Source organism: Pseudomonas mediterranea CFBP 5447 (assembly GCF_000774145.1).
In the GTDB taxonomy this organism is placed as follows: domain Bacteria; phylum Pseudomonadota; class Gammaproteobacteria; order Pseudomonadales; family Pseudomonadaceae; genus Aquipseudomonas; species Aquipseudomonas mediterranea.
On the sequence record NZ_KN322980.1, the window covers coordinates 17,029 to 29,072 of the forward strand.

The window sequence follows — 12,044 nt, forward strand, 5'->3', positions numbered from 1 at the left end:
GGCGGCAGCATCGAAGTCGTCACTAATGTGCTGGAACTGCAACACGGCGAGCACGACATCACCCTGATCAACACCGTGCCGTCGGCGCTCAAGGCGTTGCTGGAATCGGGTGGTTTGGGTGAGGGCGTGGACACGGTGAACGTGGCCGGTGAAGCCCTCAAGCGCAGTCTGGTGGAGGCCTTGTTCGAGCAGACTTCGGTCAAGCGCCTGTGCAACCTCTACGGTCCTTCGGAAACCACGACTTATTCGAGTTGGGTGTCGATGGCCCGGGAAGACGGATTTGCCGCCCATATCGGCAAACCGGTCGCCAACACCCAGTTCTATCTGCTGGATGAACATAAACAACCGGTGCCATTGGGTGTCCCAGGGGAAATCTACATCGGTGGTGCCGGTGTTGCCCGTGGTTATCTCAATCGCGATGACCTGACCGCTGAGCGCTTCCTCAAGGATCCGTTCAGTCGTGAACCGAATGCCCGGATGTACAAGACCGGCGACCTTGGCCGCTACCTGCCGGACGGCAATATCGAATACCTGGGCCGTAACGACGACCAGGTGAAGATCCGTGGTTTCCGCATCGAACTGGGCGAGATCGAAGCCAAGCTCGCCCAGCACGACGCGGTGAAGGAAGCGGTGGTGCTGGCCCGCGAGGACGTGCCCGGCGATAAGCGTCTGGTGGCTTACTTCACCCAGTCCGAAGCGGTGGATATCGAGGCCCTGCGCGGTTACCTGCAAGCACAACTGCCGGCCTACATGGTCCCGGTGGCCTACGTACACCTCGATGAACTACCGATGACTCCCAACGGCAAGCTCGACCGCAAGGCCTTGCCTGCACCCGACAGCAGCGCGTTTTCCCTGCGTCTTTATGAAGCCCCCGCGGGCGACACCGAGATGAAACTTGCCGCGCTGTGGGCCGAGTTGCTGAAGGTCGAGCGCGTCGGCCGCCACGACCATTTCTTTGAACTGGGCGGGCACTCGTTGTTGGCCGTGGCGCTGATCGAACGCATGCGCAAGGAAGGCATGGAGGCCGATGTGCGTGTGTTGTTCGGTCAACCGACACTGGCGTCGGTGGCCGCGGCGGTGGGGCAGGTGCAACGCATCGAAGTGCCCGAAACGAAGATTCCGGCGCTCACGCGTCAGCGACGTATCTGAACCCCTGGGGGCCTGTCTGCTAGCGGCGATGTCGGCTGGGCTGACGTCATCGCGAGCAGGCTCGCTCCCACAGGGGTTCGGGGTGTTTCCCCGATGTTATGCACCTCCACGAGCCAGGGCGGGAGCGAGCCTGCTCGCGATAGCGGTGGGCCTGCTGGCATCAATGCTGAATGTGCCACCGCCATCGCGGGCAAGCCCGGCTCCCACAGGAGTCGGTGGCGTATGCAGGTGTTGTGTTCACCCCGGATCCCATGTGGGAGCGAGCCTGCTCGCGATAGCGGTGGGCCTGCTGGCATCAATGCTGAATATGCCACCGCCATCGCGGGCAAGCCCGGCTCCCACAGGATTCGGTGGCGTATGCAGGTGTTGTGTTCTCCCCCGGATCCCATGTGGGAGCGAGCCTGCTCGCGATAGCGGTGGGCCTGCTGGCATCAATGCTGAATATGCCACCGCCATCGCGGGCAAGCCCGGCTCCCACAGGATTCGGTGGCGTATGCAGGTGTTGTGTTCTCCCCCGGATCCCATGTGGGAGCGAGCCTGCTCGCGATAGCGGTGGGCCTGCTGGCATCAATGCTGAATATGCCACCGCCATCGCGGGCAAGCCCGGCTCCCACAGGATTCGGTGGCGTATGCAGGTGTTGTGTTCTCCCCCGGATCCCATGTGGGAGCGAGCCTGCTCGCGATAGCGGTGGGCCTGCTGGCATCAATGCTGAATATGCCACCGCCATCGCGGGCAAGCCCGGCTCCCACAGGATTCGGTGGCGTATGCAGGTGTTGTGTTCTCCCCCGGATCCCATGTGGGAGCGAGCCTGCTCGCGATAGCGGTGGGCCTGCTGGCATCAATGCTGAATATGCCACCGCCATCGCGGGCAAGCCCGGCTCCCACAGGATTCGGTGGCGTATGCAGGTGTTGTGTTCTCCCCCGGATCCCATGTGGGAGCGAGCCTGCTCGCGATAGCGGTGGGCCTGCTGGCATCAATGCTGAATATGCCACCGCCATCGCGGGCAAGCCCGGCTCCCACAGGATTCGGTGGCGTATGCAGGTGTTGTGTTCTCCCCCGGATCCCATGTGGGAGCGAGCCTGCTCGCGATAGCGGTGGGCCTGCTGGCATCAATGCTGAATATGCCACCGCCATCGCGGGCAAGCCCGGCTCCCACAGGATTCGGTGGCGTATGCAGGTGTTGTGTTCTCCCCCGGATCCCATGTGGGAGCGAGCCTGCTCGCGATAGCGGTGGGCCTGCTGGCATCAATGCTGAATATGCCACCGCCATCGCGGGCAAGCCCGGCTCCCACAGGATTCGGTGGCGTATGCAGGTGTTGTGTTCTCCCCCGGATCCCATGTGGGAGCGAGCCTGCTCGCGATAGCGGTGGGCCTGCAGACATCAATGCTGAATATGCCACCGTCATCGCGGGCAAGCCCGGCTCCCACAGGATTCGGTGGCGTATGCAGGTGTTGTGTTCTCCCCCGGATCCCATGTGGGAGCGAGCCTGCTCGCGATAGCGGTGGGCCTGCTGGCATCAATGCTGAATATGCCACCGCCATCGCGGGCAAGCCCGGCTCCCACAGGATTCGGTGGCGTATGCAGGTGTTGTGTTCACCCCGGATCCCATGTGGGAGCAAGCTTTGCTCCCACAGGATTTACCTCCGCCTGCCCCCCCGCCGGGACTTGTCCCTGCTTCCCATGACAGACATGCCCTACCGAATGCTCTAATTTTTTTTGGCCTGTAAGGAGACAGTCCCGGAGACGGAGCTCCTTCGGTTGCACATGACGATATTCATTGCTTTGGCCCGCACGCGGTGATCGGCCCGTCCACTGCCAACTCTCGCGTCCAGGCGACACGCCGTGTCTGAAAACCACATTGATCGTCAACCACTCCGAACCAGAAAAGCAGGTCCTTCGATGCAATTCAGCGAACTGATGGCAGCGCTTTCCAAGCACCCGATTCGTCTCCAGCAGGATGGCGAAAACCTTGTGATCGAGGGCGATGACGAAGGGCTGGAGAGCACGGTATGGGACAGTCTGGCCGTCCATAAGCATGAACTGCTCGCCCTGGTGGAGAGAAACGGTGGCGACTGGTTGAGCCCGGCGTTCCGCATTACACCGGACATGTTGCCGCTGGCCAGCCTGACTCAGGAGCAGATCGACCGGATCGTCGACGGTGTGCCCGGTGGTGCTGGCAATGTCCAGGACATCTACCCGCTGGCGCCCTTGCAGGAAGGCATTTTCTACCATCACCTTGCCGCCGAGCAGGGTGATCCCTATGTGTTGCAGACCTTGTTCGGAGCGGATCAGCGGGCTCGCCTGGATGATTTTCTCCAAGCCTTGCAAGGCGTGATCGATCGTCACGACATCTTGCGTACCTCGGTGGTGTGGGAGGGGTTGGAAGAGCCGATGCAAGTGGTCTGGCGCGAAGCCACTCTGGCCCTGGAGGAGCTGGTGCTCGATCCGGCCGAAGGCGATATCGAGCGGCAACTGCACCAGCGTTTCGATACCCGGCACCACCGTCTGGACCTGGGCCGGGCGCCGTTGATGCGCCTGGTCTGTGCTGAAGATCGGGCCAACAGCCGCTGGGTGGCGATCCTGTTGTTCCACCACATGGCGCTGGACCACGCAGCCCTGGAGTTGGTGCAGCATGAGATGCAGGCATTCCTGCTCGGCCGGGCCGATGCATTGCCTGCGCCGGTACCTTTTCGCAACTACGTGGCACAAGTGCGCCTGGGCATGGGTGCTGAAGCCCATGAAGGGTTCTTCCGCGAGATGCTGGGCGATGTCGATGAGCCGACCCTGCCATTCGGCCTGCAAGAGGTGCAGGGTGCAGGCGTGGGCATCGAGGAAGCCACACTGACGCTCGCCAGCAGCCTGAGCCTGGGCTTGAGGACCCAGGCGCGTCAGCTTGGCGTAAGTGCCGCGAGCCTGGTCCACCTGGCCTGGGCCCAGGTGTTGGGACGCGTGTCGGGACGCGATGATGTGGTGTTCGGCACCGTGTTGATGGGCCGGATGCAAGGGGGCGAGGGCGCCGACCGGGCGCTGGGCATGTTCATCAACACCCTGCCGCTGCGGGTGGGCGTGGGTGCGCAAGGTGTGCGCGCCGGGGTCAAGGCGACCCATGCACGCTTGACCGCGTTGCTTGGCCACGAGCACGCCTCCCTGGCTTTGGCTCAGCGTTGCAGCGGCGTGCTCGCACCCGCGCCGCTGTTCAGTGCCTTGCTCAACTACCGCCACACTGGCACGGCGACTTCGACCGATGCGGTGTCTGCCTGGGACGGTATCCAGGTGCTCGGTGGCGAAGAGCGGACCAACTATCCACTGATGCTCTCGGTGGACGATCTGGGTGAAGATTTCAGCCTCACCGTCCAGGCGGTGAGCGGGATCGGCGCGCCGCGGATCTGTGCCTATATGGAAGCGGCGCTGATGAGTCTGACCCAGGCGCTGGAATGTGCGCCTGAGTCGTCGCTGGCCGATCTGCCGATTCTGCCGGAGGCGGAGCGCGAGCAATTGCTGGTGGCGTTCAACGCCACCGACGCCGATTATCCGCTGGAGCAGACCATTCATGGGCTGTTCGAGGAACAGGTGCAACGTACGCCGGAGGCGCTGGCGGTGCTGCATGGCGGGCAACGCCTGACCTATGCCGAGTTGAACGAGCGGGCCAACCGACTGGCGCATTACCTGCGCGGGCAGGGCGTGCGGCCGGATTCGCGGGTGGCGATCTGCGTCGAGCGTGGTACCGACATGGTCGTGGGTTTGCTGGCGATCCTCAAGGCGGGCGGGGGTTATGTGCCGCTGGATCCGGCCTATCCGGCGGATCGGATCGCCTACATGCTGGAGGACAGTGCGCCAGCCGTGGTGCTGGCCCAGGCGGCAACCCTTGGGTTGTTGGCTGATGCCAAGATGCCTGTGATTGATTTGGGTAGCGGGCTCTGGCAGGACGAGTCCGTCTCGAATCCGCAGGTTGCCGAGCTGACTTCGTCGCATCTGGCCTACGTGATCTACACCTCCGGCTCGACCGGTTTGCCGAAAGGGGTGATGATCGAACACCGCAATACGGTCAACTTCCTGACCTGGGCGCATCGTTCGTTCGATGCCCAAACCCTGTCGAAAACCCTGTTCTCGACCTCGCTGAACTTCGACCTGGCCGTGTACGAGTGCTTTGCACCGTTGACCAGCGGCGGCAGCATCGAAGTCGTGACTAATGTGCTGGAACTGCAACACGGCGAGCACCACATCACCCTGATCAACACCGTGCCGTCGGCGCTCAAGGCGTTGCTGGAAGCCGGTGGACTGGGCGAGGGCGTGGACACGGTGAACGTAGCCGGTGAAGCCCTCAAGCGCAGTCTGGTGGAAGCGTTGTTCGAACAGACCTCGGTCAAACGCCTGTGCAACCTCTATGGCCCTTCAGAAACCACGACCTACTCCAGTTGGGTCTCGATGGCTCGTGAAGAGGGTTTTGCCGCGCACATCGGCAAACCAGTGGCGAACACCCAGTTCTACCTGCTGGACGAACATAAACAACCGGTGCCACTGGGCGTCCCAGGGGAAATCTATATCGGTGGTGCCGGTGTCGCGCGGGGTTACCTGAACCGCGATGACCTGACCGCCGAGCGCTTCCTCAAGGATCCGTTCAGCGCCACGCCCAACGCCCGGATGTACAAGACCGGCGACTTGGGTCGCTACCTGCCGGACGGCAATATCGAATACCTGGGCCGTAACGACGACCAGGTGAAGATCCGTGGCTTCCGTATCGAACTGGGCGAGATCGAAGCCAAACTCGCCCGACACGAGGCCGTGAAAGAGGCCGTGGTGCTGGCCCGTGAAGACGTACCGGGTGACAAGCGCCTGGTGGCTTACTTCACCGAATCGGAAACGGTGGACATCGAAACCCTGCGCAGCCACCTGCAAGCGCAGTTGCCGGAATACATGGTGCCGGTGGCTTATGTGCGTCTCGACGCCATGCCATTGACTCCCAACGGCAAACTCGACCGCAAGGCCTTGCCGGCGCCGGACCTGGATTCGGTCATCACCCGCGGCTACGAAGCCCCCCAAGGCGAAATCGAAACCATCCTGGCGCAGATCTGGCAGGACCTGCTCAAGGTCGAGCGCGTCGGCCGTCATGATCACTTCTTCGAACTCGGCGGTCACTCGTTGCTGGCTGTCAGCCTGATCGGGCGGATGCGCCAGGTCGGTTTGAGCGCCGACGTGCGCGTACTGTTCGGCCAGCCGACCTTGATGGCGCTGGCGGCAGCGGTGGGTAGCGGCAGCGAAATCCAGGTGCCGGACAACGGCATCCTGCCAGGTTGCACGCGGATCACACCGCCGATGCTGCCCCTGGTGGAACTGGATCAGCAAACCATCGACCGCATCGTGGACACGGTGCCGGGTGGCGCGGCCAACGTGCAGGATATCTATCCGTTGGCGCCGCTGCAGGAAGGCATCTTCTTCCATCATCTCTCGGCCGAACAGGGCGATCTGTATGTATTGCAGTCGCAGTTTGCCTTCGATCACCGCGAACGGCTCGATGCGTTCGTCGAGGCGTTGCAGGGGGTGATCGATCGTCACGACATCCTGCGCACCAGCGTGGTCTGGGAAGGCTTGGAGTCGCCGGTGCAAGTGGTCTGGCGCGAGGCGAAGCTGCACGTTGAAGCGGTCGACCTCGATCCGGCCGCCGGTGATGCCGTGGCACAGCTGCAGCAGCGCTTCGACCCGCGACACCATCGCCTGGATGTCAGCCAGGCACCCCTGATGCGCCTGGCCTATGGACAGGATGCCGCCAACCATCGATTGGTTGCGACGCTGCTGTTCCATCACATGGCGCTCGACCACACGGCGCTGGAAGTGGTGCAGCACGAGATGCAGGCGCACCTGATGGGCGACGTCGGGCAACTGGCTGACGCCGTGCCCTATCGCAACTATGTGGCCCAGGCACGCCTGGGTATGAGCCGGGAAGAACATGAGGTGTTTTTCCGCGAGATGCTCGGCGATGTCGACGAACCGACATTGCCGTTCGGCCTGCAAGATGTGCAAGGCGGTGGCCACGGCATTGAAGAGGCCGGGCAGTCGGTGGAGGCTTCCCTGGACTTGCGCCTGCGGGCCCAGGCCCGTCAGTTGGGCGTAAGCGTTGCCAGCCTGGTGCACCTGGCCTGGGCCCAAGTGCTGGGCAAGGTGTCCGGCAAACAGGACGTGGTATTCGGCACTGTGCTGATGGGGCGGATGCAGGGCGGCGCCGATACCGAGCGTGCCCTGGGGATGTTCATCAACACCCTGCCATTGCGGGTTCAGGTGGGGCAGCAGGGTGTGCGGGCGGGCGTCAAGGCCGTCCATGCGCGATTGACCTCGCTGTTGGGCCATGAACATGCCTCCCTGGCATTGGCCCAGCGTTGCAGCGGCGTAGCGGCGCCGTTGCCGCTGTTCAGCGCCTTGCTCAACTATCGACACAGCGCCACCGGCTCGGTTTCGGCGCAGGCGACGGACGCATGGCAGGGTATCCATGCCCTGAATGGCGAAGAGCGCACCAACTACCCGCTGACATTGAACGTCGACGACCTGGGCAACGGTTTCAGCGTGACGGTGCTGGTGGCGGCGCAGATTGGCGCGCAGCGGGTCTGCGGATACATGCACACGGCCCTGGAAAAACTGGTGGAGGCGCTGGAGCAGACGCCCCAGGCCGCGTTGTATCGCTTGCCGATCCTGCCTGAAGCGGAGCGCGAGCAGTTGCTGGTGACGTTCAACGCCACCGACGCCGAGTATCCGCTGGAGCAGACCATTCATGGGCTGTTCGAGGAACAGGTGCAACGTACGCCGGAGGCGCTGGCGGTGCTGCATGGCGGGCAACGTCTGAGCTATGCCGAGTTGAACGAGCGGGCCAACCGACTGGCGCATTACCTGCGCGGGCAGGGCCTGCGGCCAGATTCGCGGGTGGCGATCTGTGTCGAGCGCGGTACCGACATGGTGGTCGGGCTGCTGGCGATCCTCAAGGCGGGCGGGGGTTATGTACCGCTGGATCCGGCCTATCCGGCGGATCGGATTGCCTACATGCTGGAAGACAGCGCGCCAGCCGTGGTGCTGGCCCAGGCGGCGACCCTTGGGTTGTTGGCTGATGCAACGATGCCGGTGATTGATCTCGGTAGCGGGCTCTGGCAGGACGAGTCCGTCTCGAATCCGCAGGTTGCCGAGCTGACTTCGGCGCACCTGGCCTATGTGATCTACACCTCCGGTTCGACCGGTTTGCCCAAGGGCGTGATGATCGAACACCGCAATACGGTCAACTTCCTGACCTGGGCGCATCGTTCGTTCGATGCGCAGACCTTGTCGAAGACGCTGTTCTCGACCTCGCTGAACTTCGACCTGGCGGTCTATGAATGCTTCGCACCATTGACGTCAGGCGGCAGCATCGAAGTCGTCACTAATGTGCTGGAACTGCAACACGGCGAGCACGCCATCACCTTGATCAACACCGTGCCGTCGGCGCTCAAGGCGTTGCTGGAAGCCGGTGGACTGGGTGAGGGCGTCGACACGGTGAACGTGGCCGGTGAAGCCCTCAAGCGCAGCCTGGTGGAGGCGCTGTTCGAACAGACCTCGGTCAAACGCCTGTGCAACCTCTACGGTCCTTCGGAAACCACGACTTACTCCAGTTGGGTGTCGATGGCTCGTGAAGACGGTTTTGCTGCGCACATCGGCAAACCGGTCGCCAACACCCAGTTCTATCTGCTGGATGAACATAAGCAGCCAGTGCCATTGGGTGTCCCAGGGGAAATCTACATCGGTGGTGCCGGTGTTGCTCGTGGTTATCTCAATCGCGATGACCTGACCGCCGAGCGTTTCCTCAAGGACCCGTTCAGCGCCACGCCCAACGCCCGGATGTACAAGACCGGCGACTTGGGCCGCTACCTGCCGGACGGCAACATCGAATACCTGGGCCGTAACGACGACCAAGTGAAAATTCGTGGTTTCCGTATCGAACTGGGCGAGATCGAAGCCAAGCTCGCCCAGCACGATGCGGTGAAGGAAGCGGTGGTGCTGGCCCGAGAAGACGTGCCCGGCGACAAACGCCTGGTCGCTTACTTCACCCAAGCAGAAGCAGTCGACATCGAGGCGCTGCGCACTCATTTGCAAGCACAACTGCCGGCCTACATGGTCCCGGTGGCCTACGTACACCTCGACGCACTGCCGCTGACCCCCAACGGCAAGCTCGACCGCAAGGCCTTGCCGGCCCCGGAACACGATGCACTGATCACTCGTGGCTACGAAGCCCCCCAAGGCGAAATCGAAACCACCCTGGCGCAGATCTGGCAGGACCTGCTCAAGGTCGAGCGTGTCGGCCGTCACGATCACTTCTTCGAACTCGGTGGCCATTCGTTGCTGGCGGTCAGCCTGGTCGGGCGGATGCGCCAGGTCGGTTTGAGCGCCGACGTGCGCGTACTGTTCGGCCAGCCGACTTTGATGGCGCTGGCGGCCGCGGTGGGTAACGGCAGCGAAATCCAGGTACCGGAAAACGGCATCCTGCTCGGTTGCACGCGGATCACGCCGCCGATGCTGCCCCTGGTGGAGCTGGACCAGCACGCCATCGACCGCATCGTGGACACGGTGCCGGGTGGCGCGCGCAACGTGCAGGACATCTACCCGTTGGCGCCGTTGCAAGAAGGCATTCTCTACCACCATATTGCCGCGCCGTCGGGCGATCCCTACGTGTTGCAAGCCACGTTCACCGTCGCCGATGCCGAGCGGCTGGACGCCTTTGCCCATGCACTGCAGGGTGTCATCGATCGTCATGACATCCTGCGCACCTCGGTGGTCTGGGAGGGCCTGGATGAGCCGGTGCAGGTGGTCTGGCGCAAGGCGCAACTGGCGGTGGAAGAGGTCGTACTGGCGGCTGGTGCCGGGGATATTGCCGGGCAGTTGCGCGAGCGATTCGACACGCTGCATTACCGCCTCGATATGCAACAGGCGCCGCTGATGCGCATTGCGTTCGCAGAAGACCAGCCCAACCGGCGCTGGGTGGCGATCCTGCTGTTCCACCACATGGCCCTCGATCACACGGCGCTGGAACTGGTGCGCCACGAGATGCAGGCCCACCTGCTGGGCCAGGCCGACCAATTGGGCGAGGCGGTGCCGTTCCGCAACTATGTGGCCCAGGCTCGTCGGGGCGTCAGTCGCGAAGAGCATGAAGCCTTCTTCCGCGACATGCTCGGCGACGTCGATGAGCCGACCCTGCCGTTCGGCGTGCAGGATGTGCGCGGCGACGGCAGCGATATCGAAGAGGCCGGCTTGCAGCTGTCCGGCGACTTGAGCCGCCGCCTGCGGGCCCAGGCCCGTGAGTTGGGCGTGAGCGCGGCGAGCCTGCACCATCTGGCCTGGGCCCAGGTGCTGGGCCGGGTGTCCGGCAAACAGGACGTGGTGTTCGGCACCGTGCTAATGGGCCGGATGCAGGGCGGTGACGGTGCGGAACGTGCGCTGGGCATGTTCATCAACACCTTGCCGCTGCGGGTGGACGTGGGCGCGCGGGATGTACGCAGCGGCGTGAAGGCGGCCCACGCCCGATTGACCGGCCTGCTCGGCCATGAGCACGCCTCCCTGGCGCTGGCCCAGCGCTGCAGCGGCGTAGTCGCGCCGATGCCGCTGTTCAGTGCCTTGCTCAACTACCGGCACAGCACCGCTGATGTCACCTCGAACGACGCGCTGGCCGCTTGGGACGGTATCGAGATCCTGAGCAACGAAGAACGCACCAACTACCCACTGACCCTGTCGGTGGACGACCTGGGTGAAGACTTCCTGCTGACCGCGCTGGCCGTGCCACAGGTTGGCGCACAGCGGGTCTGCGCCTATATGAACATTGCGCTGGAGCGCTTGGTGGAGGCCCTGGAGCAGGCCCCGCAGACGCGATTGGACAGCCTGTCGATCCTGCCATCGGCCGAACGTCGGCAATTGCTGGTGGATTTCAACGCAACCACCCGCAGCTTTCCACGGGACAGGACCGTCCATGGGTTGTTCGAAGCGCAGGTCCAGGCCAGCCCCGAGGCACCGGCGGCCGTGCACAACGGGCAGAGCCTGGCCTACGCCGAATTGAACGGCCGGGCCAATCGCCTGGCCCGTCACCTGATCGACCTTGGCGTCAAGCCGGGCGAGCGTGTGGCGATCCTGTTGGAGCGTTCGATTGATCTGTTGGTCAGCCAGCTGGCGGTGCTCAAGTGCGCCGCGGTCTATGTGCCGCTGGACATCCACGCGCCCCTGGAACGCCAGGAATTCATGGTGCAGGACAGCGGGGCGCGGATCCTGCTGACCCTGAGCGCTACGACCACACCGCAAGGTATGACGCGGGTGGACCTGGACACCGTGGTGCTGGACGGAACCTCCGATGACCTGAAGCTGATGCAGAGCGCCGAATCCGTCGCCTACATCATGTACACCTCCGGTTCCACCGGGATGCCGAAGGGCGTGCTGGTGCCGCATCGGGCGATCAACCGCTTGGTGATCAACAACGGCTATGCCGATTTCAACCAACAGGACCGGGTGGCGTTCGCCTCGAACCCGGCCTTCGATGCCAGTACCCTGGACGTGTGGGCGCCACTGCTCAACGGTGGTTGTGTGGTGGTGGTCGATCAGGACGTGTTGCTGTCCCGGGAACATTTTGCCGAGCTGTTGACCGAGCAGTCGGTCAGCGTGCTGTGGATGACCGCCGGGCTGTTCCATCAGTACGCCGACGGCCTGCTGCCGGTGTTCAAGCAACTTCGCTACCTGATCGTGGGGGGCGACGTGCTCGATCCGGCGGTGATCGGGCGTGTGCTCAAAGACGGCGCACCGCAGCATTTGCTCAACGGTTATGGCCCGACCGAAGCCACGACCTTCACCACCACTTACGAAATCCAGAGCGTGGGCGAGGGCGGTATCCCGATTGGCCATCC

The 12,044-nt window shown here is 63.4% G+C and carries 2 protein-coding genes; both read left to right on the forward strand.

The features are described from left to right. On the forward strand, window positions 1–1,149 hold a 1,149-nt coding region (locus N005_RS03055; protein ID WP_047699308.1), incomplete at its 5' end, for a non-ribosomal peptide synthetase. A 1,902-nt stretch (window positions 1,150–3,051) separates the two neighbouring features. Beyond that, window positions 3,052–12,044: non-ribosomal peptide synthetase (locus N005_RS03060; protein WP_047699316.1), on the forward strand; the 8,993-nt coding region annotated here is incomplete at its 3' end.